The following is a 26683-nucleotide window of genomic DNA, read 5'->3' as shown; positions in this document are numbered from 1 at the left end:
AGATTCTCCATAGCAATTAACCACTGACCAATGAAAAAACGCCAACATAATGGCGTCCATTTCGCTCTAATCATCAATATTTGAAAAAGTGACGTTTTCCCGACGGAAGGCATCAATACGCCATTGCTGGAGGTTCGAAGGAAGGATCATCATCCGCTTGTCACTGCTACTCGCTTAAGCCCTCCCGGGCTTTTGCAGGACACATCAATTGCATTGCTTCTATGGGAGCAACATCAGGATGATGACCGTATACATTATGGTTATGACACTCTGCAGGGGCGACGAAGGCTGCGTGGACGTGCGCAAAACGGAGCCGACCTATGTCACTAAAGAGTTGTGTATGGAGAAAGCCAGGGACATAACGCCCCGCAAGGGCGTGAAGTTCAAATGTCGCAGCGAGCGGTCGTGGGGGCCGAGCAAGGTACCCGGCGCGAATACCTTGGACAGCGTGGTCTCGACCGACGCCAAGCGACAGCCTTGAAACCCGGCTCAATCGCTCGGCATATCCAGGTCGAGCAGCGCCGCCCCCAACGCCTTCCCATGGGCATCGAGTGCCAACGAACGGGTGACACCACCGCGCAAGACACCGGGCAAGACGAAGTTGAGCGCGCACACCCGAGGGAGTTCATAGCGCCGTATCGCCGGTCCATGGGGGGGCAGCAGTTCAGCAAAATGCTCGGTCACCCGCTCTACCGTCAGCCATTCGCACAGGCGTGGATAATCTTCGGCGTGGAACGTAATCACGGAGATATTGGATGTATCGCCTTTATCTCCCGTACGGGAATGGGCCAGGTCACGCAATTTAAGACGAGTCACTACACGTCCTCCAAATGAATCTGCACGCTGACAGCGTCCCGTGGCAGCAACAGCGACGCCACCGCCACCACTTGGCGCACCGATTTACTCGCTCCGCCGCCGCCGTAAGGACCGTTGGTGTAGAGGGTTTCCACTTCGTTGCCAATCCGCACGGCCTCGGCGCGATCGGTGCAACGGGCCGCGACCCGCAGGCGCACTTCCCAAGGCTCGCCGTCCAGTCGGGAACCCAGCTCAGGGCCGTGCAAGGCATCGACGCCGATCAACTCGGCGCGGATTTCTTCATAGGCCACGCCTGTCAGTTTCAAACGTTCCAGCACGACCTCCCGCGCCAACCGGCCACGCGCCAAGGCCCCTGGGCCGCCATAGGACATCTGGCCTTCGCCGATCCAGCCGTCGAGATAACCCACTGATACTTTCAGCGATGAGGGGCGCTCCCGGCCATCGGCGTCCTGGACCTGTACCTGATTCGGTCCCTGGAGCGTAAACGACACCTCGGAAAAGTCCGCGCTGACGTCTGGCGTGAGGTATGCGGCGGGGTCGTGCACTTCATAGATCATCTGTTCGGTGCAGGTCGCGGTATCGATGCGTCCGCCTGAGCCTGGGACTTTGCTGATCACTGCATGGCCCGTCGCGTCCACTTCGGCGAGGGGAAATCCCAGTCTCGCCAGGTCCGGTACATCCTTGAACCCAGGATCGGCAAAGTAGCCTCCACTGATCTGGCCTGCGCATTCGAGCAGATGGCCGACCAAGGTGCCGCGCCCTAATCGTGGCCAATCGTCCGCGGCCCAGCCGAACTCGAACATCTGTGGCGCGAGGAACAGCGACGGATCCGCCACTCGCCCAGTAATGACCACGTCAGCATCCGCCTGCAAGGCCTCGATGATGCCGTCCACGCCCAGGTACGCGTTGGCCGAAATCAGGCGTTCGCCCAATGAGGCCAGGGTGATGCCGTTGTCCAGTGTTTGCGTCGGATCGCCGAGCAGTGTCGCCAGCACATCGTCACCCGTTACGGCGATCACTTTGAGGCCAGACAAACCAAGCTGCCCGGCAATGCGCCGCACTTCCCGCGCTGCGCCCAATGGGTTGGCCGCGCCCATGTTGGTGATGACGCGCAAGCGGCGGCGCCGGCCATCGGTCCCGCGACCGATAAAGGGCAGTACCCGACGCATGCGCTCGCTCAACAGCGGATCGAAGCCCGCCTGCGGATCGAGCAGTCGCGCTTGTTGTGCCAGGGCGATGGTGCGTTCGGCCAGGCATTCGAACACCAGATAATCCAGCTCGCCGTGCTCGGCCAGTTCAATCGCCGGTTCGATGCGATCACCTGAGTAACCGGCACCTGAGCCGATGCGTAAGCTTTTCATTCAAAAGACTCCAATGAGCAGCGCCGTCACCGTCATCAGCACCGAGGCGGCGAACAGAAAAGGAATGGTGAAACGTTGATGATCGGCCAGTTCGATCTTGCACAACCCCACCAACAAGAAGGTCGCCGGGGTCAATGGGCTGACCGGGAACCCGGTGGTGTGGACACCCAGCAGCGATGCCTGGGCCACTTGCAACGGATCGACACCCAGGGCACGGCCGACTTCGGCCACCACCGGCATCACGCCAAAATAGAAGGAGTCGGGATCGAACAGCAGGCTCAGCGGCATGGAGATGAACCCCACGACCATCGGAATCAGCTTGCCGTGCCCGGCGGGAATCTGTGCCACCGCCACCTCGGCCATGGCCTTCAGCATGCCGCTGCCCTGCATGATGCCGGTGAAGACCCCGGCGGCCAGGAGAATGCTCGCCATCGTCAGGGCGGTTTTCGCATGGGCGTCGATGCGTGCCCGTTGGGCATCGACGTTGGGGTAATTGATGCACAACGCCAATACCGTGCCGAGCATGAACATCACCACCGGATCGACCACACCGGCAATCATCACGCCCATCACCCCCACGGTCAGTATCAGGTTGAGCCAGAACAGCCCTGGCTTGCGCAAGGCGACTTCGGTCTCGGACAGTACCCGTTGAGGTACCACCTCCACCCCTGCCCCGGCACCCAACCCCAGGCGTTTCTCTTCGCGACGACCGAGGAACCAGGCGCAAGCAAAGACGAATGCCAGACCGACGACTTGCACCGGAATCAGCGGCTGGAACAAGTCGGCCACCGGCACGTGCAAGGCCGCCGATGAACGCAGGACCGGGCCGGTCCATGGCAGGAAGTTGACCCCGGCCGCCATCGCCGTGACACAAGCCAGGATGCGTTTATCCATGCCCAGGCGCGTATACAACGGCAGCATGGCCGGAATGGTCACCAGGAAGGTCACGGCGCCGGAACCGTCCAGGTGCACCAGCAGTGCCAGCAGCGCGGTACCCACGACGATGCGCGTCGGACGGGTGCCGACGCGTTTCAAGATGCGGTCAATGATCGGGTCAAGCATGCCGGCGTCGGTCATGACGCCAAAGAACAGAATCGCGAACACGAACATCCCGACCACGGGGGCGACGTTCTTGATGCCGGTAATGATGAACGCACTGGTTTGCAGGCCAAAACCACCGATCAGTGCGGCGATGATCGGCAATGCGATCAGTGCAACCAGGGGGGACAGGCGCTTACTCATCACGCAGATGAGCAGGCAGAGAATGGTGACGACACCGAGTATGGCGAGCATAGGTAGGTCCTGTTCGGCATTTCTGTCCGCGGTGGCGATGAAATGCGCTGTTGTTGTTTTCACCGAGTATTGGAATTGCCGGTATTCTTTGTAAATTGAAATGTTCGGCTGCCAATATTCGGAAAAACAGAATGAAGAACTCGATCCAGCACATCCGCGCCTTCCTGGCCGTGGCGCAAACCGGCAACTTCGCCAAGGCTGCTGCGATGCTGAACCTCTCGCCTTCGGCCCTGACCGTGCAGATTCAACAGTTGGAAGATTGGCTCGGCGTGCCGCTGCTCGAACGCAGCCCACGTCATGTGGCGTTGACCAGTGCCGGACAGAACAACCTGCTGCCCATGGAGAAACTGTTGCTGGACCTGGACAACATCGTCAGCGCCTCCCGGGACCTGGCGGCGCTGCGTCGGGGCGTCGTTACCATTGCCGCCCTGCCCTCGCTCTGCGCGGCTGCGCTACCGCCGCTGTTGAAACAGTTCCGTGAACAGTTTCCCGGGATCGAAGTGCGCCTGCGGGACGTGGTGGCGCGCCGGATCGACACGTTGGTGCGCGACGGCGAGGTGGATTTCGGCCTTGGGGTGCGGGCAAGGACGAGCCATGGGTTGGAATTTCAACCGGTGCTGGAGGATCGGTTGTGCCTGTTCATTCCAGCCGACCATCCCCTGGCCCGTCGACGCACGGTCAAGCTAAGCGAGTTGACGGCGCAACCGATCATTCTTACTGGGCGCGACAGCAGCGTTCGAGAGTTGGTGGAGCAGCTGTTCGCCGACGCCAACCTCCCATTGTCGCCGGGCCTCGAAGCCAATTACATGTCGACGGTCCTGGCGCTGGTGCGCCAGGGGTTGGGCGCAAGTCTGCTGCCGGAGTCGGCGGACGAAGGTCGGGAGGGATTGGTGAAAATCCCCGTGGACCATCCTGGCGTTACCCGTCAGATCGGCTTGATCACCCGCCAGGGCCAGACAATGGCGCCGGCAGCCGAGCAATTCATCGAAATGTCCAAAGGTTTTTTTGAGGAGATGACGAGAGCCTGACCAACCTGGCTTCAGGTCCGGAACTGTGCGACGGCCTCCCGCAGCTCGTGCTCCAGCCCGGCCAGATCCCCGCAAGCCAGGACCACTTGCTGATTCACTCCGACACAATGTTCGGCCTCATTGCGGACCTGCATGACATTGCGGCTGACCTCCTCGGCCACGATGCTCTGCTGCTCGGCGCTGGCGGCGTTCTGCTGGTTCATCTGCTCGATCAGCGACACCGCTCCGGTAATGCCGCCCAAGGCGGTGCTCACCTGACCGGCCAGCGACACGGTCTCTACCATCAGACGTGCGCAGCCCTGGATCTGCCCAACGCTGTGTTGCGACAAATGCTGCAGTCCGACAATCAGGGTCTCGATCTCGCTGGTCGAGTCCCGGGTGCGCCGTGCCAGCGCCCGCACCTCATCGGCAACCACCGCAAAGCCACGGCCCTGCTCTCCCGCCCGAGCCGCTTCGATGGCCGCATTGAGTGCCAGCAGGTTGGTTTGTTCAGCAATTGAGGCAATCACGTCGGCGACCGTGCCGATGGTCTCGACCTGCCGTTGCAAGGACTCGATGGCCTGCTCGGAAAGTGCCATTTCCGCTGCCAGGCGATGGATCTGCTGGCTCGCCAGCTGCACCACCCGCTCACCATTGCGTGCCTGGTGGTCGGCCTCGCCGGCGGCCTGGGAGGCCTGTTCGGCGTTGCAGGCCACTTGTGCGACCGTGGCGGTCATCTGTTGCATGGCCGTGGCGGCGTGTTCGGTCTCGACCCTCTGGCGTTGGGCCGCCCCACTGCTCTGGGCACTGGATGTACTCAGGGTCCGGGTCGTTTGCCCAAGTCCCACGACACTCAGTCCGATACGCGCCACCAACTGGCGCAGGTTGGCGGTCATCTCTCCCACTGCGGTCATCAACTGGCCCAACTCGTCTCGACGCATGGCCATGCCTTCGGCCGCATCACTCAGGTCGCCCCGGGCAACACGCCGGGCCACCTGCAGTGCTTCACGCAGAGGCACGACGATCAGATGACGAATAACCAACGATGCCAACAACGCCAGGACGACGATCACCAGGGCGCCCACCGCTTGCAGGCGCATCATCGAACGACCTCGTTGGCCCATCTGCCTTTGTCGATCGGCGGCGGCTTGTTCGACCTGGCTCAGCACGGTCTGTGCCTGGGCGTCCATCTGCCCGGCGGTCTGCTTGCTCAGCGCCCGGCTATCCCGATAGCGCTGGAATGCCTTGCGATATTCGACCAGCGCCGCCCGAGCCGCCGCCAGGGACGCTTCGGAGTTCTCATCCACCCGGCCCTGGAGCAGTTCCAGCGCGTCGCTCATTTCCTCCACTGACTCGGTCCAGCCTTGGAGCGCCTGCGCTGCACCCTCCTCCACATAGAGAAACTCCCTGTTGCGGGTGACCAGCAGTTTTCGCTGCAACGCCGAGGCCTGTTCCGCGAGGCTCAGAGGATCGCCTTCCGAGGCCTGGCCGCTGTTCAATACGCCGCGTACCTGGTCGTACATATCCAGTTCGACAGCCTCGAACTGCAGGCGGGCCTGTTCCGCCTGCTCCTGCATATGGCGCAACGCATCTGCCGCCAGGCGCTGGTGATCGATGAAATGTGCGAACTGGCCCTCATAGCCATCGACGGATTGCTGCATGGCGGTCAGTAACGGCACATCCTCGCTCGATGCGCCGGCCTTCGCCTTCTGGAGTTGAGCGCCCAGCGCCTGGATCAGGTCCCGAACCTGGCGCATCGCTAGAGGGTCGGGATCCAGTGCGTAGGTTTTCTCGGCACTGCGTAGCTGCAAGGTCAGGCGATTGATCTCCACCATGGCATCGACCTGCCGGCCGTGCTCCAGCAAACTGCCGGTCGCATACAAACCCTGGGCGATGGCGGCCACCGCGAGCAAGGACACCAGGCCGAAACCGAGCAGCAGCTTCTGCCCCACCGAACAGTCGGCAAGCAGGCGGGCAGTTTTCTTCAGCATTATTCTTATCCTTATATCTGAAGCAGATCGATAGCACCGGTGAATACACTCGCTGAACCGCCCCGTCAGCCCTCCTCGACCGCCTGCAACGCGCCGCAGGCTTCAGGCTTTTTTGCGAACAACCTCTGCGGCAACAGGAAGTAAGCCAACGCCGGCAACAGGATCAAGGCGCCGAGCATGTTTACCAGGAACATGAACGCCAGCAGGATGCCCATGTCGGCCTGAAACTTGATCGGTGACCAGGCCCAGGTCGCCACCGCGATGGCCAGGGTGATGCCGGTCAGCAGTACCACCTTGCCGGTGAACAACAAGGCGCGGTAATACGCCTCCGACAGCGAGGCACCGGCACGCATGTGCGCCAGGATGATGCTCAACACGTAGAGCGCGTAGTCGACACCGATGCCCACACCGAGGGCGATCACCGGCAAGGTGGCCACCTTGACGCCCATGCCCAGCCCGACCATCAGCGCCTCGCACAGAATCGACGTGAGTACCAGCGGCAGCACCGCGGCCAGCACCGCACGCCAGGAGCGAAAGGTCACCCAGCACAGCAGGATCACCGCGCCGTAGACCCAGAACAGCATCTCGTGCATGGCTTTTTTCACCACGATGTTGGTCGCTGCCTCGATCCCGGCGCTGCCGGCGGCCAGCATGAACTTCACCTCCGGCAGTTTCTGTTGCGCGATGAACGCTTCGCTGGTCTGCACCACCCGCTCCAGGGTGTCGGCCTTGTGGTCGGCCAGGTACACGTAGAGCGAAAGCAGCGAGCAGCCCTGGTTGAACAGCTCTCGCGGTGCCCGGGTCTGCACGGCGCCGAGGGCGCCGTCGTTGGGGATCAACTCGTACCACTTGAAGTTGCCCTCGTTGTACCCGGCGGCCGCGACTTTACTCATGGCGGCCATGGAGTTGGTGGACTCCACCCCGGGCAACTGCTCCAGTTGCCAGGCCAGCGAATCGACCGCGGCCAGGGTCGGATAGCGGGTGCACTGGTCCTCCGGGGTTTTCACCATGACCACGAAGATGTCCGAACTGGCCGCGTAGTTTTGCGTCATGAACGCTGCATCACGGTTGTAGCGCGAGTCTGGACGCAGCTCCGGCGCGCCGGGATCCAGATCGCCGATCTTCAGGTGCAGGCTGACGGCAAACCCGCCTGCTGCCAGGGCCAGGCCGAACAGGCAGGCGGCAATGGCCCAGGAACGCCGGGTAAACAGGTCGAGAAAACTCCACAGCGGGTGCTTGACGTTCGCGGTCAACTCGGCGGTTTCCGCCCGCAAGCTGCGGGCGGCGGCCTTGGCACCGACGCCGATGTAGCTGAGCAGGATCGGCAGCAGGATCAGGTTGGTGAAGATCAGCACCGCCACGCCAATGCTGGCGGTGATCGCCAAGTCCTGGATCACCTGGATCTTGATCACGATCAGCACGGCGAAACCCACCGCATCGCAGAGCAGCGCGGTCATGCCGGCGGCGAACAGACGGCGGAAGGTGTAGCGTGCCGCGACGACCCGGTGGGTGCCACGGCCGATGTCCTGCATGATCCCGTTCATCTTCTGCGCGCCGTGGCTCATGCCGATGGCGAACACCAGGAACGGAACCAGCGCCGAGTACGGATCCAGATCGTAGCCAAGGGTGGCGAGCAGGCCGATCTGCCAGAGCACCGCCACCAGGGAACAGAGCACCACCAATGCCGTGCTGCGCGCACAGCGGGTGTACCAATAGAGCACTGCCACGGTCACCAGCACGGCAACCGCGAAGAACAGCAAGACTTGCCCCAGCCCGGCGATCAGGTCACCAATGATCTTGGTGAAACCGGTGATGTGGATCTGGATACGCTCGTTCTGGTACTTGTCGCGCAAGGCTTCCAGTTGCCGTGAAAACTCACCGGCATCCAGTGCCTTGCCAGTCGCCGGATTGATTTCCAGCAGCGGCACGAAAATCACACTGGACTGGAAGTTGCCGGCCACCAATTGACCGATCTCGCCGGAACGGGCGACGTTGGTCCGCACCTCTTCCAGGCTGGCCGGCGAGCCGTCGTAGCTATCCGGAATCACCGTACCGCCATCCAGGCCGTCTTCGGTCACGGCGGTCCAGCGCGTGGTCGGTGTCCACAAGGACTTCATGTAGGGTTTGTCGACACCGGGCAGCAAGTAGATCTCGTCGTTGAGCTTGGCGAGGGTATCGAGGTAATCCTTGTCGAAAATAGTGCCCTCCTTGACCGCCACGGCGACGCGGATCGAGTTGCCGAGGCCGCTCAGTTCGCTGCGCTGTTCAAGGAAGTTGGCCACGTAGGGATGAGAGGTCGGGATGGTCTTCTCGAAACTGGCATTGAGACCGATCTTGCTGGCCTGATAACCCAGCACCAGGGTCACCAGCAGGCAGAGCAGCATGACCCAGGGCCGGTGATTGAAGATCGCCCGCTCGCCGAGGTTGCCGGAACGCGGATCGAAATCCTCCAGGCGGGCCATCACCACTTGCTGTTCGAGGGAGGAATTATGGTCGTTCACATCGGACTCCAAATACGGCCGCATGGGCTGTGCAAATAGCGCTCTGGCAAGTAGGTTCAGCGTTGCGCCGAGACAAGGGCTTGATCGAGGCGGGTCAGCCCGCCCAGGCCGACGCAGATCAAGCTGCCATCCGGGGCGGCCACCAGACCGGCGATCGAGGTACCGGCCAGGCCGGAAAGATGCCGCAAGCGGCTTCCTCGACCGGAACTGAGCAACAGGTCACCGGCCTGGCTGGCCAGGACCAGCGCCCCATCCTTCAGTTGAGTGCCGGCGGAGAAGGCCACTTCCAGGCCGGTTTCGATACGCCGCCAACTGCTCCCCTGGTCACCCGACCAGAAGGCATTGCCGCGCAGGCCGAAGGCGATCAGTTCGCCGCTGGCACTGCCTTGCAGACCGAAGAAACTGCCGTCATAGGGTGATTCGAGTGCCTGGAAGCTGCTGCCGTTGTCCCTGGAACGCAATAACAGACCCCGTTCGCCGACGATGAACAGTTCGCCCCCCATTGCACGAATGCCGTACAGGTTGAGGCCCTCGGGGTTGTCCACCTGCTGCATCCACGGTTTCCAGGTCACGCCACCGTCCACGGTACGCAGGATCAGGCCATAGGCACCGACCACATAGCCGTTGCGACGGTCGCTGAAGTACAGGTCGAGAAACGGCTTGTCCGGCCCGTCCGCGACCAACCGTTCGGCGTCTTCGACATGCTTGGCATCGCCGCCCTGTTGCGCGGCAACCAGCGCCAACTGTGCCGCAGCGACGCCATCGAGCTGCTTGACCCAGGTTTCGCCACCGTCAGTGCTGTGCAGCACCACGCCCATGTGGCCGACGGCCCAGCCCTGCTCGTCATCGACGAACTGCACCGCCGTCAGGCTGACGCTGACCGGCACCCGTGCCTGGCGCCAGCTCTGGCCGGAGTCATCGGAGAGCAGGACGATGCCGCGCTCGCCGACCGCCACCAACCGTTCGCCAGCGCGAGTCACCGCCAGCAACGCGGCGTGGGTGGCCTTGGCACTCTGCAGTGCCGCCTGGTCGAGCAAGGCAATCCGGGGGCTGGCCGTTGTCCAGCCCGACATCAGCAAGACCGTCAGCGCCAGGATCGCCGACAACGCCCGCCCGAGTGAAAAGTTACCGTTCATATCCCGCTCCAACCACCACTCAAGAGTTATCCAAACGCAACGCGCCGATGCCAGGGCCCCGGCGCGTCGGGCAACGACTTAACGCGAACTGTCGTTGGCCATGGCGTCAGGCGTGAAGAACGAAGATGGCGGACGCGGGTAGCTCTGGTACTGGACATCCAGGTCGTTGGCCGCGGAGTTCAGGAAGTAGGCACCGGTCTCCAGGTTGTAGCTGCCCCACGACATCTGCGCGGTGAGCGCTGGCATTTCCGGGGCCAGCAGGGTCAGCGAGTAGTTGGTACGACCCAATTTGCCCTGGGCGTCGTAACCGTCCACCAGCAGCACTTGCCAGGAGTCCTCGTCGACGTAATAGGTGCGTTTTGGCACCACGTGACGCTTACCGTCCTTGAGCGTGGCGTTCACCACCCAGACCCGGTGTTTCTCCCAGCGCACCAGATCCGGGTTGAGGAAGTTCGGCTTGACCAGATCGTCGCTCTTCGCCGCGGCCGCACGGTTGTTGTTGTAAGGCACCAGCAGCTCTTTCTTGCCCACCAGCTTGAGGTCGTGACGGTCGGTCGGGCCGAAAATCATGAAGGCCTCGTCGAAGAAACCCACACCCGAGGTGACGAAGTCCGGCGTGTCATAGGCGATGTTCGGTGCGCGCCGTACCCGACGCTGGCCGACCAGGTACTGCCAGGCAGCGCGTTTGCCCGGGTCCATGTCCCAGTGGGTCATCAAGCCCTCGCCGGCCTTGGACGATGGCAGCTCCGTGGCCAGCTTACCGATGAGGAACTTGCCCCCGAACGTTTCAAGACTGCCGTCCTTGAAGTAATAAGGGCTCTGATACCAGAAACGTGCCCGGGTGGCCTGGATCTTCTTGCCGCCGGCGGTCATCAGCCAGGTGTCGAACGGTGAATAGAAGGTGTCAGCCCCTTGCCAGGACAGCCGGTAGTTCCATAGCACCTCGGCACCGTTCTGTGGCAGTGGGAACGGAATCCCGCCATAGGCGCCGCTGACTTTTTCCGAGTCCACTTCCAGAGTGGCGCGGGTCGCGTTCTTCAGGGTGTTGTCGTAGACCCATTGCGGTGCAGCGGCGCTGCGGTGAGTCGGATAGACGTCCAGGCGATAACCGGGGTACTTCTGCAGCAAGGCTTTGGCGCCGTCGGACAGCTGGTCGGCATATTGCGCCATGTTGGCCGCGCTGACCGAGTACAGCGGCTTGTCAGCGGCAAAGGGATCGGCACGTTTGTCGCCGTTCTTGTAGCCTGCGGGCACTGTCGTATAGCCCCCGGTCCATGCCGGAATGCTGCCGTCCTTGTTGCCCGCGCGCTCGGCGCCCATGGGGGTGAGTTCCGTATTGAGCCGTGCGGCCTGATCAGGGGAAACCGCCGCCTGCACCGCGCCGGCACTGAGCAAGGCAATGGCCAGGGCCGACATACGCAAGGAAAATTGGCTTTGCATAGGGGATGAAACCTCTTATTAGAATGTGGTTTTCACGTACATGGAGACGAAGTCACGGTCGGCCAGCGATTGCGCATAGCTGAAGTTGCCCGCCTCGTTCAGCCCTGCCGCAGCCTTGCCGAAGAAGTTCACGTAGTTGATGCCGAAGTCCCAGCGCTGCAGGTAAGTGGCCTTGAGCCCTACGCTCCAGTCACCGGCGTGGGAGTTGCCGAAACCGCCCTTGCTGACGGCCGAGGAGCGACCGTCGAGACCCACGCCGAAACCCACCGGTACGCTCAGGTCGAGACCGTCGGCCACCTGGAAGTAAGCCGGTTCGGCCAACACCCGCAGCGCGGTGGCATCCCGGGTGGTGTTGGGGTCCAGTGCCCCCGGGTTGTCTGTCACGCTGAGGGTACGGTTCCAGGCCAGTTCGGCCAGTACCGAACCACCGTCCCAAAGCGCGCCGGGCGATAGCAGGTAGATCGTCGACAGGTTCACGTGCGCGGTCTTGCCCCTGGCGTAGAGCGCATCACCGTTGTTGTCCGCCGCGGTGCCCGGTGTCACCACTTGCAGGTTGCTGACCAGGGGGGCGTTCCAGCGCACCGAGGTTTCACCAGCGAAGTTGAACGGGCCATATGCGGTGGAGAAGCTGGCGCCGACGGTCTTGATGTCTTCGGCGTAGACCTGGCGATAGGAACTCAGGATCGGCAGCCCGGTGGCGGCGGCCGCCGCACCGTCCAGGTAGGCATACAGCGCACTTGGCGTCTTGTCGTGATACTGGGCGGCGTAGAAACCCAGTTCCAGTTCGGTGCCTTCGGGCTTGAAACGCAGTTGCATGCCGCCCTGCCCCGAGTTCTTGGCCTCGATATCGGAAGCATGGACGGTGGTGTTGCCAAACACCTCGGTCCAGTCCCCTGCCCCCTTGCCGATGCCGTCGTTATCGCTCAGGTAGCTGCCTGCTCCGGGCACGTTGGAACGTTCCCACTCGAACTGGTAGTAGGCCCCGACGGACAACTGCGGGTTGATCTGCAACTGGCCGGACACTTGATTGACCGGGCGCAGGATTTCCTTGAATTGGGTTCCCGGTACGCTGAGCAGCTTGACGACGTCGGTGGGTCCTTGGGCGGCGGCGATGCCGTTGCTGCCGTAGAACAGGCTCTCGCCATAGATCAGGCTGTGGCGGCCCAGGCGCACGGTGCCCTGGCTCGCGTCACCGACATCACCGCGCAGAAACACGAAGGCGTCCAGCAGTTCGGCGTCGCGCCCGTGCAGTTCGCGGGTATCGCTGAGGAAGTGTGGATTCGCGCTGTCGTCGGTGTCCTTGTTATAGACATCGTCGTACCAGGCCGCACCGCTGAGACGCAGCCCGTAGTTTTCCCGACTCAGGTCCATCTCACTGAACAGGTCCAGCCGGTTGGAGACCAGGCCGCGACTGAAGTTCTTGTCGCCCTGGCCCTGGATCGAAGGGTACAAGCCGCCCGCCGTGGAGGCGTTGGTCAGGTGGTCGTCAGCACCCTGCAAGCGCCAGGCCTGGCTGTACTTGATGGTGTTGTCCCAGCGCAGGCGCCAGTCACTGTCGCCCAGATCGATCTGTGCGGCCTGAGCCTGTGAGGCCAGGCCGGCAAGGCACACCGAGAGTGCCAAGGTGGAACGCTTGAAGCCCGGGTAGCATCGAGTGTTGTGCATGGTGTTCCTCATTGTTCTTGTTGTTTGGAAACGTGTTGTCTGGAAAACGACCGGCAATGAGCGGCCCGCAAATGCGCAGGCGGTGGTTCCTCGTTCAGATGTAGGTGGACGCCAGGCCGCCATCCACAGGCAGGTTGACGCCGTTGATCCAGCGGGACTCGTCCGCACTCAGGAAGGCGATGGCAGCCGCCACCTCATCGGCATAGGCCGGACGCTTCATGCGATGAGCATCGGCCTCGACACGTTCCTGGCCGAGCATGCTGACGAAATCACCCAGGATGGGCGTGAACACCGGGCCCGGTGCCACGCTGTTCATGCGCACCGAGGTTTGCAGGAACCAGGGCTGGGCCTGCACGTAGTTCCAGACGATCAGGGCTTCTTTGAAATACTGGTAGCAGCTCTCCTGGGGCACCGGGTGCTGGGCCAACCAGGCTTGTCCCTGGAAGAAACTTTCGGTGCAGGCCAGGGCCTTGTGCAGTTCCAACCGCTGCGGCCACTGCGCACCGAGAATAGAGGCAACGTTGACGATACTGCCGCCGGCGCGGATCCGCGGCAGCGCCGCCGCGCAGAGGTGACGCAGGCCGAGGTAATTGACCTGGGCCACCAGCTGCGGATCGGCCGTTCCTGGCACTCCGGCGATGTTACACAAGCCGTCGATCTGTTCCGGCAACCGGCGCACGGCGGCATCGATGGCCTCGGGGTGACTGAGGTCGGCCTGGACAAAGTCATCCAGGCTCAGGTTGGGCTCGTTGCGATCCATGCCGATCACGATGGCCCCGTGGGCACGCAGGGTTCGGGCTGTCTCGGCGCCGATGCCCGAAGAGACTCCGGTCACGACGATCCTTTTGCTGGTCAGCTTCATACGGGTTTCCCGATTCGTGCTCGTACTGCCTCCCATGAAAGCGGGCAGCCAAGTCATATTGTTATTGCCGAACTAGTTAAGCTCGGTAACTAGTTGTAGCAAGCGATATGCCATCTAACGGCAATAACGGGGCAACCGCTCAAGCTCGCGGCATACAGACATTCTTGGTGAATATCGACGTGAGACGGGGGAAATCGGGCGCCGAAAAAAGTGATGATTTCAGTAATTTCATGCTGCACTATGCCGATTATGATTACTCATATTAAGGATTTCCGATGGCAGACAAGCTGATCTCCCTGGCCGAACTCTCCGGCGGAGTCCGAAAGAAACACGTGCGCGGCGCCAGCGAGCAGTTGCCGCCCGGCGCCGCCCCTACGCTTCAGGATCTGACCGAATGCCTGATGTTCAGCCCGGGCGACGGGCGCATCTGGCTCAACGGCGCACGCATGCTGTTGATGCACAGCAGCGGCGTCGGCGCGCTTCGTCGGGAGATGATTGAAAGCATGGGCCTGGCCCGTGCCCGTGGCATCCTGCTGCGCACCGGCTACCACTGCGGTGCGCGGGACGCGGCACTGATCAAGGAACGCTTCCCCGAGGCCGACTTCCTGGCGCTGTTCGCCGCCGGCCCGATCATCCACGCCATCGAAGGCGCGGTTAAAGTCGAGCCGGTGCATTTCGAATTCGATATGAACCTGGGCACCTATTACGGCGAATTCCTCTGGCACCACTCCAGCGAGGATGACGAGCACATCGCTCAGTTCGGCATCGGCACCGAGCCGGCGTGCTGGATGCAGACCGGCTATGCCACCGGATACACCTCGGCGATGGTCGGTCGATTGATCCTTTACCGCGAGGTCGAATGCCGCTCCACCGGTTCCAGCATCTGCCGGCTGATCGGTAAACCCGCTGAAGAATGGGATGATGCCGAAGAAGACCTGGCCGCCCTGAAAGCGGAACCTTTCGTCAGCAGCAGCGGGCGTAGCACCGTACCTCCCAGCCCCGGCGGCAAGGGCGTATCGCCGCCCGACCCGCAAACCGATCCGCAACCGACCCAGGACGGCGACATGGTCGGCATCTCCTCGGCCTTCAACGCAGCCTGCCACATGCTGCGCCGAGTCGCCCCGACCCAGGCGACGGTGCTGTTCACCGGAGAATCCGGCGTAGGCAAGGAAATGTTCGCACGCATGCTGCACCGCATCAGTCCGCGACACGATGCGCCTTTTGTCGCGATCAACTGCGCCGCCATTCCGGAAAACCTGATGGAATCGGAGCTGTTTGGCGTTGAGCGCGGCGCCTTCACCGGTGCCACCCAGTCCCGCGCCGGGCGTTTCGAGCGAGCCGATGGCGGTACGCTGTTCCTCGACGAAATCGCCACCCTCAGCCTGGTCGCCCAAGGCAAACTGTTGCGGGCCTTGCAGGAAGGTGAGATCGAGCGGGTCGGCGGCAGCCGGACCTTGAAGGTCGATGTGCGGGTGGTCGCCGCGACCAACGTCGACCTGCGCGCCGCCGCACAACGCGGCGAGTTTCGCGAGGACTTGTTCTTCCGCCTGAATGTCTTCCCGATCCACCTGCCACCCCTGCGCGAGCGCAAGGAAGACATCCCGTTGCTGATGACTCACTTTCTGCACCGCTTCACCCGCCATCATGGCCGCCAGATCAGTGGCTTCACCCCGCGCACGGCCGACACCCTGCTCGCCTATGACTTTCCGGGCAACATCCGCGAGCTGCAGAACCTGGTGGAGCGCGGCGTGATCAGTGCGCCGGATGGCGGGGCCATCGACCTGGCCCACCTGTTCACCAGTGGCGAACGCCTGGCCCAGCCGATGTTTTCCATTGGCAACCGGGGCCAACTGGCGGCCGCTCCGAATGACCCGGCCACCCCTGCGCCTGCCCATGCTGGCAACGAGGCGATCCAGGCCTTGTTCGGCGGCAAGGACCTGAGTCGGCTGTCACTGCAGGAGATCGAGGAAACGATGATCGACCATTGCCTGGCCGAGGTGAAAGGCAATGTCTCCGAGGCGGCGCGCCGGCTTGGTCTGACCCGAGCTCAACTGTCGTATCGGCTGTCGCGGCGTTCAGGGGGTGAATAACGCAAGCTCAAGGCACCATTGAAATCATTGTGGCGAGGGGATTTATCCCCTCGCCACAGGTTATTGGACTGGCCCACGCTGGATGAAGCAACGCCCAAACATGTCGAGGGCCACGTCCACCCGTTGGCCGATCTGCTCGTCGGACCAACTCTGCTGGACCCCGAGGGTGAACAGCTTGAGCGGTTGCGAGATCAGCAACGCATCGATCAGTTCGACCGCCGGTTCGACATCCTCCTGAACAAGAAGCCCCTTGCCCGCTGCCTTGTCCAACCAACTGTGCAACAGGCCCAGGCATCGCTCGGCGCCTTCCTGATACCAGATCCTGGCGATGTCCGGTGCAGTCTCACGTCCTTCCACGGCCATCAAGTAGAGTCCTAGCGCCAACGGCGACAAGGTCAGGCGCGCCCATAGGGTCAGGTACATGCGCAGTTCACTGAGCAGACCCTCGGCGCAGTCGATACCGCTTTCCAACAACAGCTCGAGCGTCGACAGGTCCCGGGCCACCAATTGCGAGAGCAGCGCTTCCTTGCTCGTGACCAGCTGGTAGAGGGTTTTCTTCGAGATGCCGGTGGCGCGGGCGATGGTGTCCATGGTGACGTTGGCGAAGTTGCCACTGCCGAGTATCTGCGCCGCCGCATCGAGCAACAGATTCATCTGTTCCTCGCGACTGCGCAGTGGCGGACGGCCCCGCCCGCGCTTGACGGCCTGTGGGGAGGTTTCAGGCATGACGGATCCTGGCTAGCGTTAATCAAACAAGCAACATAGTACCCTGTGGCGAGGGGATTCATCCCCGCTGGGCTGCGAAGCGGCCCCAAGCAGACAGCTCGGTGTGTCATGCTAATTGAGTCGCCAGTATTGGGTCTGCTTCGCAGCCCAGCGGGGCGGTGCGACGTTTCGCTAAATCCCCTCGCCACAAGAGTCATCAAAGACTCTAAACCAGTGCGCTATCAGCCTCTTCCACCCTCGCCCCCGCAAAAGCCCCGCGCAACCCATCCTCGATGAACTGCCACGCCTCATCCGCAGAAGCATCCGGCCCCAGGTGAGTGAACATATGATCGCAGCCTGGGAACATTCTCTCGTTCACCGCAACGCCGGCCTGACGCAGTTTCTCCCCATAAGCCTGGCCTTCGGCGCGCAGGATATCGTACTCGGCAGTGATCAATGTGGCGGCAGGCAGGCCCCGTAATGCCTCGACCGGCGCCAGCAACGGCGAGACGAGGGGATCGCGGGCCTGGGTCGGGTCGCTCAGATAACACTGGTTAAAGAAGCGCATCAAGCCCGGACCGAGCAGCGGCTTGTCGATCGTCGAATGCTTCAGTTCAGGAGCCTGGGAGACGTCCAGCGCCGCATAATCGATGACCTGGTGCACCACCCTGAGTCGCTCATGTCCTCGCGCCAGATTGGCCAGCCCGGCAGCCAGATTGCCGCCGGCACTGTGTCCTCCGACAGCGATACGCTGTGGGTCGATACCCAGCGTCGCACCCTGCCCGGCCAGCCACTCCAACACCTCGAAGCTCTGACGCAAACCTGCGGGAAAGGGATGCTCGGGCGCCAGGACATAATCCAGATTGACCACCAGGCAACCCAGGTTGTGAGCCAGACGGCGGCAATAGCTGTCGTCGTGCTCCGGCACTCCAGCGACGAATCCACCGCCATGCAGGTTCAGGTACACCGGGAGAGGTTCCCCAGGCGACGTATCGGGCCAGTAGAACAGCGCCCGCGCCGGCCCCCAGGCTGTCGGGATGTGCCGTTCCTCTACCGCGCGCAGCGGATAACGTGCCGCGTCGTAGATGAATTTGCCTTTCATGCGCTTGGCAAGGGCGCGCAGCAGCTTGGCCTTGAGCGTTTGCAACAGGTTCATGGTCAGCCTCCCGGGGCCTCAGTTGGCCGTCAGCAAATGGTCGAGCAGGCCATGGATCATCGGGCCGTAGGGAGCACGCATCGCCAGGTTGGACTCACCGATGGCGCTCTGCACCACCACTGCCTTGGCATGGCTGAAGGTACGGAAACCATAGACGCCATGATAGGCCCCCATGCCCGAGTGACCGACCCCGCCAAAGGGCAGCGCCTCGAACAGCACATGGCTCATCACGTCGTTGATCACCACACCGCCCGACGTCGTGCGCGCCAGCACCTGCTCGCGTTCATTCGCATCCTCGCCGAAATAATAGGCCGCCAACGGCCGAGGCTGCCCGTTGACGTAGTCGATGGCCGTGGCGAAGTCGCGATAGGTTCTGATCGGCAACAACGGGCCGAAGATTTCCTCGCGCAGTACCTGCATGTCCTCACTGGGATCGAGCACCAGGGTCGGGGCGATCTTGCGGATCTCGCGGTCGCTCAGGTCTTCTTGCGCCGGGTTGATCTCCACCAGTCGCGCACCCTTGGCCTCGGCATCGGCGAGATAACCCCGCAGACGGTCGAAATTGCGCGGGTTGATGATCGACGTGTAGTCGGCGTTGCCGCGCAGGGTTGGGTACATAGTGCTGACAAAACGAGTGGCCTCGCCGACGAAGTCCTCCAGCAACTCTTCCGGCAACAGCACATAGTCCGGGGCCAGGCAGATCTGGCCGGCGTTGAAGGTCTTCACCGTTAATACTCGCTGCACCACGGTAGCCAGGTCGGCGCTACGGGAAACCAACACCGGAGACTTGCCACCCAGTTCCAGGGTCACCGGCACCAGGTTGTCGGAGGCGGCACGCATGATGTGCCGGGCCACTGACGTCCCGCCGGTAAATATCAGATGATCGAACGGTTGCGCACTGAACAACGCCCCGATCTGCGCATCGCCCAATACCGTGCAGAGTTCGCGCTCGTCGAAATAACGGGCGATCAATTCGTCGATCAACGCCGAGGTACGCGGGGTCAGTTCCGAGGGCTTGAGCATCGCCCGGTTGCCGGCAGCAAGAATGCTTGCCAGCGGCCCGAAGGCCAGCACGATGGGAAAATTCCACGGGCTGATCACCCCCACTACACCCAACGGCTGATAGTCGACCCGCGCCTCGCAACCGGGGAACGGAGCCGGATGCGTCTCCGATTGCATCCACTCGGCCAGGTGCTCGCGGCAATGTTTGAGGCTCGCCACCGAGCCGGCGATATCCGACAGCAGAGTCTGTTCGCGGCTGCGGTTGCCGAAGTCCGCAGACACCGCCGCGACGATGGCTTCACGGTTATCCAGCAGCAGGGCAATCGCCCGATCCAGACGGTCACGGCGCAACGCCAGGCTTGCGGGCCCTTCGTCCAGGTGGGCCTGTTTCATGCGTGCGAGTGCGGTAGCGAGTTGTTCGGTGGGAGCCGCTGTAGCGTGGTGACCGAGAATACTCATGGCGTGGGTTCCTGCTGGTGGAATTGTTATTAGCCAGTACTAATACCGGACAAGCAGGCACCTCTGCCGACTCGCAGGTGGAGTATGACAAAAAACAAAACAAAGGAAACCCATAAGTTTCCTTATTTTCAGCAGTCGGATGAGTGGCATTTGAGCCAGCAAACAGGGAGGAAATCGCAAAAAATGGCTTGCATCGCGCAATGACTCAATCGGACGGGTGCGTTTTCTGAGAACACTGGATCAGTGGCCGAAACCGCAACCCCATGAAAAATTGATTATATTTTTTAACTTGTTATAGGCGCTGTCCATTGGAACAGCGCCCTGCACTCCCAGTGCTACCAGAGCGCCATCGTATAGCTGACAATCAACCGGTTCTCATCCAGGTCATTGCCAAAATTCGAGCGCACCGAGGCGTTGCGCCATTTGAACCCAAGTCCTTTCAATGTCCCGTCCTGCACGACATAGGCAATGTCGGTATTGCGTTCCCACTCCTTGCCCTCCCCCGGCGTGGCACGTTGGACGTTATCACCGGAAATGTAGCGGGTCATGAACGTCAACCCAGGGACACCGAGTGCGGCGAAGTTGTAGTCATAGCGGGCTTGCCAGGAACGTTCGTCGACGTTGGCGAAGTCGCCGATCTGGACGAAGTTGACCAGGTACGGGTCGCTACGGCTGATATACGGGAAAGGATCGTCGCCACTCATGCGCTGGTAACCCAGGCCCAGTGCGTGCCCACCCAGACTGTAAGTAAACAGCGCGCCGAAGGCCTGGTTGTCGATGTTGCGGAAGTTGCCGTCCTCGGTGCTGCGCGAATAGCGCACGTCGCTCTTGAGCGCCTGGCCGCCCCCCAGGTCCAGGGTGTGGACGAACCCGAGGTAGTTCTGCTGGTAGATATCCTGCAGTTTTCCATAACGGTACTGCGCCGTGAGGTTCGGCAGGAACTGATAGTCCGCCCCGGCAAACTGGAACTTGTCACTGGTGCCGCCGATGCGGTTGGCGGTCATGTCCTGATAATCGGTGGAATCGACGACGTTGATCTGGGTGAACTGCCCACCGGTCAGCTTCAATCGATCGATTTCCTGCACGTTCAACAGTCCACCTTTGAACGTCGCCGGCAACAGCCGCGTATCGTTGGAGCTCACCACCGGGTCCTTGATCTGCAGCGTTCCCGCCTTGAGGGTGCTGTTGGATACCCGCACCTTGGCGGTCAGGCCCAGTTCGCCGTAGCGGTCTTGCGACCCTCCGGACAAATCCGCCGGCAACAGGTTGGTGCCCGCCGTACCGCCACCCGAATCCAGTTTGAAACCGGCCATGCCCAAGGCATCCAGGCCGAAGCCGACGGTGCCGGCGGTGTAGCCCGATTCGATCCGCAACAGGAAGCCCTGGGCCCACTCCTCGGCCTTGTCCCGCGAACCTTCCTGGCGAAAGTCGCGGTTGAAGTAGAAGTTGCGCGCCTCCAGGCTGCCTTTGCTGTCGGCGATGAAGTCCGCCTGGGCGGCAGGCACGCCGATCAGGCTCAAGCCAAGCACCGTACCGATTGGGGTGTATATCCGGGGGGAGGATCTGAAATGCTGCATGCGTGCTCCTTTTATCGGCGCGAGCGGACCCTCTCGGGGGGCTCTGCGGGCGCCTCGTTATTCTTGTGTGAAGACGTTGTCGTTCGGACACGGGCGCAGTGAGCTGCGTCGTCGGCGTGGATTCTTCGCGCCACGCTCTGAAAGCGTCAAACGGGAAAAAAGCCCGGTCGGACATAAGAAAAATTGATGCGCTCGATGGCCTGATCTGGAGTAACAATTGCAATCATAAGAACCACACGCACCAAGAGACCCGTCATGAACCTCAAGTTCCTCGAAACCTTCGTCTGGGTGGCACGCCTGCAGAGCTTCAGCCTGACCGCCGAAAAGATGTTCAGCACCCAGGCGGCGATTTCCGCCCGGATCGCATCGCTGGAGGACGAGTTGGGCCTGCGCCTGTTCGTCCGCGACTCCCGGGGGTGTCGCTGACGCCTGAAGGCTTCAAGGTGCTCAACTACGCCGAGCAGATGCTCGAGGTCCAGCGTGCGCTGAAACAGTCCCTGGACACCGGCAACGAACAGCAAGGCCTGGTGCGCATCGGCGTGATGGATACGGTGATCCACACGTGGCTGAGTCCCCTGATGTCGATGCTGATGCAGGCCTTTCCGGCGGTGGAAATCGAAATCACCGCCGACGCTGCACGCAATTTGTGCGATCAGCTACAGAAGGGTTACCTGGACATCGCTTTCCAGACCGACCTGGTCCGCCACGAAAGTGTGCGCAACCTCGAATTGGGGCACTACCCCATGCACTGGATCGCCGCCAGTCATTCGATCTATGCCCGGCCCTATGCGTCGCTGGCCGAGATGGCGAGTGAGCGCATCATCACGTTCGTCAAGCAGTCACGCCCCCATCAGGATGTACTCAACCTGCTGTATGCCCAGGGGGTCAACGCGCCACGGGTCAGTTGCGTCAACTCGGTGTCGGCCATGACGCGGTTGATTCGTGACGGTTTCGGTATCGGCGCTCTGCCCGCGGCGTTGGTGGCCAAACCCCTGGCGAGCGGTGAGCTGATCCAATTGGAGCCGGGCACGTCCCTGCCCCAGTTGAACGTCGTTGCTTCCTGGCGCGCGGGCGTTGGGCTGGAGCTGATCGAGAGCATCGTTCAGATGAGCCGCCAGGTGGTGGGTCAATACGCCCTGGATGTGGGTCCGCAACGCATGGTGGCAGCGCCCGGTCTGAACGGCCCGGTGCCCCTCGAATAACTTTTATTTGTCGCGGGGTAGCAACATTCCTTGTTGGACGTCATCGCCTGGGTTTTCTAAAAAGGACCGAAAACCACAAGGAGAAACCCTGATGTCCCTTCCCGCCCTGTCATTTGAACAACTGCAACAGTACGCCCCCCTCGCCCTGCGCCAGAGCATTGCAGCCGGCCAGTATCAGGGGCACACCAGCGGCCTGGGCAAGGGACGGGTACAAGCCAATATCGTGATCCTCCCCGGCGATTGGGCCAACGAGTTCCTACGCTACTGCACCCTCAATCGCCAGGCCTGCCCGCTATTGGACGTGACCGAACCCGGCGACCCGTACTTTCGCAACCTGGGCGACCCCATCGACATCCGCCACGAAGTGCCCCGCTACCGGGTTTTCCGTGACGGCGAGTTGAGCGAAGAACCGCTGGACATCGAGCATCTGTGGCAGGACGACATGGTCGCCTTCGCCCTGGGCTGTTCCTTCTCCTTCGAACAACCGTTGCTGGAAGCCGGCATTCGGCTGCGACACATTGATCTGGGCCGTAACATCGCCATGTTCCGCACCAACATCGACACTCGCCCCACCGCCCGGCTCTCCGGCAAAATGGTGGTGACTATGCGGCCGATGAAAGCCGCCGCCGCGATCCAGGCGATCCAGATCACTGGTCGCATGCCCAATGTCCATGGCGCTCCGGTACACATCGGCGACCCTTCGCTGATTGGCATTCAATCCCTGGACAGACCCGATTACGGCGACGCCGTGCCGGTCGAGGCGGATGAGATCCCGGTGTTCTGGGCCTGTGGCGTAACCCCGCAATCGGTGGTCCAGGCCTCCCGTCCGCCGCTGTGCATCACCCACGCACCGGGTTGCATGCTGGTGACGGATTTGTGGAATAGTGCTTTGTAGACTTCTCGGTTAACCACACACCCTGTGGGAGCGAGCCTGCTCGCGATAGCGGCGGCAAGCTCGGTATCGAGTTGCCTGACCCACCGCCTTCGCGAGCAGGCTCGCTCCCACAGGTATTGGGTTGCTTGAACCTTATTTATTAGAACAGCACCTTTCAACCCGATATGGACACCCGATGAACACGGCTCAACGATCGATCCAACAGTACATCAACGCCAAGGACGGCAATCGCCCTCACCTGCTGGACCAGGCCTTCACTACCGATGCCACGCTGGACATGGTCGTGCGCACCGGCTCGATTTCTTTTCCGGGGCACGTGGAAAGCCGCGAGGCCATTGGCGATGTCCTGGTCAGGCGCTTTGGCCAGACCTTCGAAAACGTCTATACGTTTTGCCTGAGCGCCCCGCCTTCCGGGAATGCCAAGGCATTCCAGTGCACATGGCTGGTGGCGATGTCGGACAAGCACAGCGGCGAGGTCAGGGTCGGTTGTGGGCTGTATGACTGGCAGTTCGAGCCTGAGTCCAATCTGGCCGAGGGGCTGACGATCACCATCGAGCACATGGTGACGTTGCCGGCAGCCGATCTGGCGCCGGTCATGGCGTGGGTCTCGGCGCTGGACTATCCGTGGTGCGATGTTCGCGCGCTCATGAACAGCGTGCCGGATACCGCGGGGCTTGAAGCGGTGCTCCAGTATGTGGCGGTCCAAGCGCAGTAATCCACTCATTGCCAATCTCAGTACCGGAGAGCCGCCAACGTGAATATCAAGTTTCTGGAAACCTTCGTCTGGGTCGCTCGCCTGAAGAGTTTCCGGCTCACGGCAGAGAAACTGTTCACCACCCAGGCCTCCATCTCCAGCCGGATAGCGGCCCTGGAAGACGAGATGGGTGTGCGGCTATTCGTGCGCGACTCCAAAGGTGTGTCGCTGACCTCCGAAGGGCAACGGGTGCTGGAATACGCCGAGCGCATCATGGACACCATGCAAAGCATGAAGGCGGTGATCCAGGATCCGCGCCAGGTTCGCGGCCGGATCCGCATCGGCGCCATGGACACGGTCATCCACACCTGGCTCAGCCCGTTGGTGACGCGCCTGATGGAATGCTATCCGGCCCTGGAAATCGAATTATCGGCCGACACGGCGAGCAATCTGTGTTCCCAACTGGAGAAAGGCTATCAGGACGTCATCTTCCAGACCGACATCCTACGCCTGGACAGCGTGCGCAATGCCCTGCTGACCCGTTATCCGATGCATTGGGTGGTGCGCACCGGTTCTGTCTATGACCGGCAATACGCCTCGCTGGAGGACCTGTCCCAGGAACGCATCGTGACGTTCTCACGCAACTCGCGGCCCCATCAGGACATCCTCAATCTCTTGCACTCGGCGAACATCGTGTCACCGCGCATCAACTGCGTGAACTCGGCCTCGGCCATCACCCGCCTGGTTCGCGACGGCTTCGGCATCGGCGCCATGCCGGCGGCGCTGGTACAGGGCGAATTGGCCCAAGGCACATTGACCTTGGTGACTGGCGTGCCGTTACCCTCGGTGATGGACATCGTTGCCAGTTGGCGTACCGGCGCGGGCATGGAACGGGTGGAAGACATCGTCAGCCTGACCCGGGAGGTGGTGGGTGAGTTCGTCGCCGCTCTGCCTGCGGGGTACCGATTGGAGGCGCAGTAGGCTTCTTATTAAGTTGTGACTGATATACCGCTATCGCGAGCAGGCTCGCTCCCACAGTTAATTGTGGTAAGGCTGGGAGTTTGTGTACGCCGCGGTTCCCCTGTGGGAGCGAGCCTGCTCGCGATAGCGGTATATCAGTCAACCTCGTCATCATAGCTTCACACCGCTGATCTACCGTGTGCGCCGATTGCTCCAGTCCCCCTCAATCGGTGAGCCGCTTACCTGATGCAAGCCCTCCTGAAAAAAACAAGAAATGAAGCCGTCAACGCCGCGCCGGCAAACCTGCAACCAGCCCATGACGATGAGATCGATGTCCGGTTCCTGACAACGGCCGATCTCCCTTCCCTGCTGGAACTCGAGCAGAGGAAATGGACCGACGACCAGCGCGCCGACGCGGTCATGCTGGCGAGTCGAATTGCTGCCTTCCCCACCTTGAGTGTCGGTGCATTCTGCGTCCATACCGGGGCCGCGTTGGCCTCGTTGTTCATGAAACCCACCCGGCACGACCTCATCCACCGCTGCTCGACGTGGGAAGACTGCGCCAGGCGACAGCACGGCGATGAGTCTGCAGCGACCGGCACGTTGTTCGGCATCAGCCTGAGCAGCATCGACTCGAAAGCCGCGAACGCCATCTTCGAGTTCTTCTGGCCCTACGCACTCAAGCAGGGATGGTCGGACATCTACCTGGGCTCCCCCGTCCCGGGCCTGCGGGACTGGCGCTCGAAGAACCCCGGTATCACGGTCGCGCAGTACGTGCGCAGTCAACGCCAAGGACTGCCGCTGGATCCACAGCTGCGTTACTACTTCAAGAAAGGCTTTCGCCAGATAGTCGCCATCAAGGACAACTACTTTCCCCACGAACCGTCGCTGGATGTCGGCGTGTTAATCCGGGGCAAAGTGCCGCTTTCGGGGCTTTCGTTCCTCTGGAAGCGAGTGCCGCTGCCTTGGTTGCAACGCATGAAAAAGCTGGTCTTCGTATGTTTATGAAGCCCTTGTTCCAAGGACTCGGCAGCAACTTGCCCAGCTATCTGTTCCTGGCACTGTGTATCGGGAATACGGCTGCACTCGCCTGGCTCGCAGGGAACGAAGCTTTCGGATGGCTGGAGCTTGCGCCGTTGGTGATACTGCAGGCGGTCCTGATGATCGGTGTTCAGGAGATCAAACACCAGGGCGTGCATCGTCAATTTCTCGTTGGCACGCGCCTCAACGATGCCGTCGGAATGCTCGCAGCGGCGATGTTCGGCGCCAACTTCGTCGGCTACCGCTACTTTCATCTGGAGCATCATCGCAAGACCTGTCAGGCCGACGATCCTGAAGGGCTGATGTATGAACAGTCATGGCGAACGCGCCTGATCTGCCTGCTGGGCCCCGTCGAGCAACTCTGGACGACCCTCTCCACCAATGCCATCTCCCGACGTTATGTCCCGCCTCGCGAAGTCTGGCGCTGGCGGCGGAACAACGCCCTGCTTGCCCTGTTCCTTGCTGCGCTGGCAGTGGGCATCCACGAGGCGCCTCGCCAAGTCCTGAGCGCCTGGCTGATCCCGTATTGCCTGTTTGCCTGGCTGGATTTCTGGTTGACCCAGGCCGAGCACTATGGCGTCGCGATCTCGGCCCAAGGGGCGCGTCGTGCCCCGGCGGACATCACGACGGACGTTTACCTGCCGACCTGGGTGTCCTGGCTCATCCTGCACCGCTCGCTGCATCGCACGCACCATGAGGCGCCGGCGACCCGCTGGTTCCATGCCCACGCCCGCTCGAGGGTGCTGGCTGAAACCCGGCCAGGCAGCGCGGTGGGGCTGTGTGCTTTTCTTGCCACCTGGATGCGTTTCGGTCCGCGACTCTGGAAGTAA

The 26683-nt window shown here is 61.9% G+C and carries 20 protein-coding genes and 2 pseudogenes; 8 read left to right on the top strand and 14 right to left on the bottom strand.

Annotated features, from left to right (window positions below):
* Positions 1-489: 489 nt before the first annotated feature.
* The 3 genes from PCOSP_RS15335 to PCOSP_RS15325 are packed head-to-tail and all read right to left on the bottom strand — an operon-like array spanning position 490 to position 3470.
* Complete coding sequence (locus PCOSP_RS15335; protein WP_464708881.1) at positions 490-816, bottom strand: AtuA-related protein; 327 nt, start codon at positions 814-816, stop codon at positions 490-492.
* Positions 816-2177: an acyclic terpene utilization AtuA family protein gene (locus PCOSP_RS15330; protein ID WP_464708880.1), complete on the bottom strand. Its 1362-nt coding sequence runs from the start codon at positions 2175-2177 to the stop codon at positions 816-818. The genes PCOSP_RS15335 and PCOSP_RS15330 overlap by 1 nt, the downstream gene beginning before the upstream one ends.
* Entirely contained in the window at positions 2178-3470 is a 1293-nt protein-coding gene (locus PCOSP_RS15325) for a CitMHS family transporter (RefSeq protein ID WP_464708878.1), read from the bottom strand.
* A 131-nt stretch (positions 3471-3601) separates the two neighbouring features.
* On the opposite strand from PCOSP_RS15325, the gene PCOSP_RS15320 reads away from it, so the two are divergent.
* Positions 3602-4498 carry a LysR family transcriptional regulator gene (locus tag PCOSP_RS15320; protein WP_464708877.1) on the top strand — a complete coding sequence of 299 codons (897 nt, stop codon included), beginning with the start codon at positions 3602-3604 and terminating at the stop codon, positions 4496-4498.
* Between the two features lie 11 nt (positions 4499-4509).
* Here PCOSP_RS15320 and PCOSP_RS15315 read toward each other — a convergent pair whose 3' ends face one another.
* From PCOSP_RS15315 to PCOSP_RS15285, 7 genes and pseudogenes are all read right to left on the bottom strand, one after another.
* Complete coding sequence (locus PCOSP_RS15315) at positions 4510-5373, bottom strand: methyl-accepting chemotaxis protein (RefSeq protein ID WP_434007078.1); 864 nt, start codon at positions 5371-5373, stop codon at positions 4510-4512.
* Positions 5365-6468 (bottom strand): annotated as a pseudogene (locus PCOSP_RS15310) (methyl-accepting chemotaxis protein); the annotation flags it as partial. The gene PCOSP_RS15315 and the pseudogene PCOSP_RS15310, both read right to left, overlap by 9 nt.
* 65 nt (positions 6469-6533) lie before the next feature.
* A complete protein-coding gene (locus PCOSP_RS15305) occupies positions 6534-8930 on the bottom strand; it encodes an efflux RND transporter permease subunit (RefSeq protein ID WP_464711945.1) in 2397 nt (798 codons plus the stop codon).
* A 95-nt stretch (positions 8931-9025) separates the two neighbouring features.
* The gene (locus PCOSP_RS15300) at positions 9026-10105 is read right to left on the bottom strand and encodes a WD40/YVTN/BNR-like repeat-containing protein (RefSeq protein ID WP_464708876.1); all 1080 of its coding nucleotides are present in this window, start codon (positions 10103-10105) and stop codon (positions 9026-9028) included.
* 78 nt (positions 10106-10183) lie between these two features.
* Positions 10184-11521 carry a DUF1329 domain-containing protein gene (locus tag PCOSP_RS15295; RefSeq protein ID WP_373682526.1) on the bottom strand — a complete coding sequence of 446 codons (1338 nt, stop codon included), beginning with the start codon at positions 11519-11521 and terminating at the stop codon, positions 10184-10186.
* Between the two features lie 42 nt (positions 11522-11563).
* Positions 11564-13210 carry a DUF1302 domain-containing protein gene (locus tag PCOSP_RS15290; protein WP_139650050.1) on the bottom strand — a complete coding sequence of 549 codons (1647 nt, stop codon included), beginning with the start codon at positions 13208-13210 and terminating at the stop codon, positions 11564-11566.
* Between the two features lie 94 nt (positions 13211-13304).
* Positions 13305-14072, bottom strand: a complete 768-nt coding sequence (locus tag PCOSP_RS15285; RefSeq protein ID WP_464708874.1) for a coniferyl-alcohol dehydrogenase — start codon at positions 14070-14072, stop codon at positions 13305-13307.
* Positions 14073-14347: 275 nt separating this feature from the next.
* Between PCOSP_RS15285 and PCOSP_RS15280 the strand changes: the two genes are divergently transcribed.
* Positions 14348-16162, top strand: coding sequence for a sigma-54-dependent Fis family transcriptional regulator (locus tag PCOSP_RS15280; RefSeq protein ID WP_175386050.1), 1815 nt, complete (start codon positions 14348-14350; stop codon positions 16160-16162).
* Positions 16163-16222: 60 nt separating this feature from the next.
* Here the strand turns inward: PCOSP_RS15280 and PCOSP_RS15275 are convergent, their stop codons facing one another.
* The 4 genes from PCOSP_RS15275 to PCOSP_RS15260 form a co-directional block, all read right to left on the bottom strand.
* Complete coding sequence (locus tag PCOSP_RS15275; protein WP_139650044.1) at positions 16223-16888, bottom strand: TetR/AcrR family transcriptional regulator; 666 nt, start codon at positions 16886-16888, stop codon at positions 16223-16225.
* Positions 16889-17093: 205 nt separating this feature from the next.
* Positions 17094-18023 (bottom strand): alpha/beta hydrolase, encoded by a 930-nt coding sequence (locus PCOSP_RS15270; protein WP_175363935.1) that lies wholly within the window; start codon positions 18021-18023, stop codon positions 17094-17096.
* 18 nt (positions 18024-18041) lie between these two features.
* The gene (locus PCOSP_RS15265) at positions 18042-19484 is read right to left on the bottom strand and encodes a coniferyl aldehyde dehydrogenase (RefSeq protein ID WP_464708872.1); all 1443 of its coding nucleotides are present in this window, start codon (positions 19482-19484) and stop codon (positions 18042-18044) included.
* A 335-nt stretch (positions 19485-19819) separates the two neighbouring features.
* Positions 19820-21061, bottom strand: coding sequence for an OprD family porin (locus tag PCOSP_RS15260; protein ID WP_464708871.1), 1242 nt, complete (start codon positions 21059-21061; stop codon positions 19820-19822).
* Positions 21062-21316: 255 nt separating this feature from the next.
* Between PCOSP_RS15260 and PCOSP_RS15255 the strand changes: the two are divergent.
* The 6 genes and pseudogenes from PCOSP_RS15255 to PCOSP_RS15230 all read left to right on the top strand — a co-directional run bounded on the left by PCOSP_RS15255 (position 21317) and on the right by PCOSP_RS15230 (position 26683).
* Positions 21317-22263, top strand: a pseudogene (locus PCOSP_RS15255) (LysR family transcriptional regulator).
* A 91-nt stretch (positions 22264-22354) separates the two neighbouring features.
* Complete coding sequence (locus tag PCOSP_RS15250; protein ID WP_175386046.1) at positions 22355-23158, top strand: putative hydro-lyase; 804 nt, start codon at positions 22355-22357, stop codon at positions 23156-23158.
* 175 nt (positions 23159-23333) lie between these two features.
* Positions 23334-23873 carry a hypothetical protein gene (locus tag PCOSP_RS15245; RefSeq protein WP_175386045.1) on the top strand — a complete coding sequence of 180 codons (540 nt, stop codon included), beginning with the start codon at positions 23334-23336 and terminating at the stop codon, positions 23871-23873.
* Between the two features lie 39 nt (positions 23874-23912).
* On the top strand, positions 23913-24833 hold the full coding sequence (locus PCOSP_RS15240; RefSeq protein WP_175386044.1) for a LysR family transcriptional regulator: 921 nt from the start codon (positions 23913-23915) through the stop codon (positions 24831-24833).
* A gap of 225 nt (positions 24834-25058) precedes the next feature.
* Entirely contained in the window at positions 25059-25820 is a 762-nt protein-coding gene (locus tag PCOSP_RS15235; RefSeq protein ID WP_464708869.1) for a hypothetical protein, read from the top strand.
* Positions 25811-26683: a fatty acid desaturase family protein gene (locus PCOSP_RS15230; protein WP_464708867.1), complete on the top strand. Its 873-nt coding sequence runs from the start codon at positions 25811-25813 to the stop codon at positions 26681-26683. Before PCOSP_RS15235 ends, PCOSP_RS15230 begins: the two co-directional genes overlap by 10 nt.

The organism is Pseudomonas sp. MAFF 730105, assembly GCF_055380705.1.
Note: the sequence above shows the minus strand (reverse complement) of the source record. Positions and strands in the feature narration are given on the sequence as shown.

Excerpts from the sequence above, each read along its gene's own strand:
- PCOSP_RS15295 (WP_373682526.1), bottom strand. The coding sequence starts at position 11,521 with ATGTCGGCCCTGGCCATTGCCTTGCTCAGTGCCGGCGCGGTGCAGGCG.
- PCOSP_RS15325 (WP_464708878.1), bottom strand. The coding sequence starts at position 3,470 with ATGCTCGCCATACTCGGTGTCGTCACCATTCTCTGCCTGCTCATCTGC.
- PCOSP_RS15250 (WP_175386046.1), top strand. The coding sequence starts at position 22,355 with ATGTCCCTTCCCGCCCTGTCATTTGAACAACTGCAACAGTACGCCCCC.
- PCOSP_RS15285 (WP_464708874.1), bottom strand. The coding sequence starts at position 14,072 with ATGAAGCTGACCAGCAAAAGGATCGTCGTGACCGGAGTCTCTTCGGGC.
- PCOSP_RS15305 (WP_464711945.1), bottom strand. The coding sequence starts at position 8,930 with ATGGCCCGCCTGGAGGATTTCGATCCGCGTTCCGGCAACCTCGGCGAG.
- PCOSP_RS15230 (WP_464708867.1), top strand. The coding sequence starts at position 25,811 with ATGTTTATGAAGCCCTTGTTCCAAGGACTCGGCAGCAACTTGCCCAGC.
- PCOSP_RS15275 (WP_139650044.1), bottom strand. The coding sequence starts at position 16,888 with ATGCCTGAAACCTCCCCACAGGCCGTCAAGCGCGGGCGGGGCCGTCCG.
- PCOSP_RS15290 (WP_139650050.1), bottom strand. The coding sequence starts at position 13,210 with ATGCACAACACTCGATGCTACCCGGGCTTCAAGCGTTCCACCTTGGCA.
- PCOSP_RS15300 (WP_464708876.1), bottom strand. The coding sequence starts at position 10,105 with ATGAACGGTAACTTTTCACTCGGGCGGGCGTTGTCGGCGATCCTGGCG.
- PCOSP_RS15315 (WP_434007078.1), bottom strand. The coding sequence starts at position 5,373 with ATGACCGCCAACCTGCGCCAGTTGGTGGCGCGTATCGGACTGAGTGTC.
- PCOSP_RS15320 (WP_464708877.1), top strand. The coding sequence starts at position 3,602 with ATGAAGAACTCGATCCAGCACATCCGCGCCTTCCTGGCCGTGGCGCAA.
- PCOSP_RS15265 (WP_464708872.1), bottom strand. The coding sequence starts at position 19,484 with ATGAGTATTCTCGGTCACCACGCTACAGCGGCTCCCACCGAACAACTC.
- PCOSP_RS15260 (WP_464708871.1), bottom strand. The coding sequence starts at position 21,061 with ATGCAGCATTTCAGATCCTCCCCCCGGATATACACCCCAATCGGTACG.
- PCOSP_RS15235 (WP_464708869.1), top strand. The coding sequence starts at position 25,059 with ATGCAAGCCCTCCTGAAAAAAACAAGAAATGAAGCCGTCAACGCCGCG.
- PCOSP_RS15245 (WP_175386045.1), top strand. The coding sequence starts at position 23,334 with ATGAACACGGCTCAACGATCGATCCAACAGTACATCAACGCCAAGGAC.
- PCOSP_RS15330 (WP_464708880.1), bottom strand. The coding sequence starts at position 2,177 with ATGAAAAGCTTACGCATCGGCTCAGGTGCCGGTTACTCAGGTGATCGC.
- PCOSP_RS15270 (WP_175363935.1), bottom strand. The coding sequence starts at position 18,023 with ATGAACCTGTTGCAAACGCTCAAGGCCAAGCTGCTGCGCGCCCTTGCC.
- PCOSP_RS15280 (WP_175386050.1), top strand. The coding sequence starts at position 14,348 with ATGGCAGACAAGCTGATCTCCCTGGCCGAACTCTCCGGCGGAGTCCGA.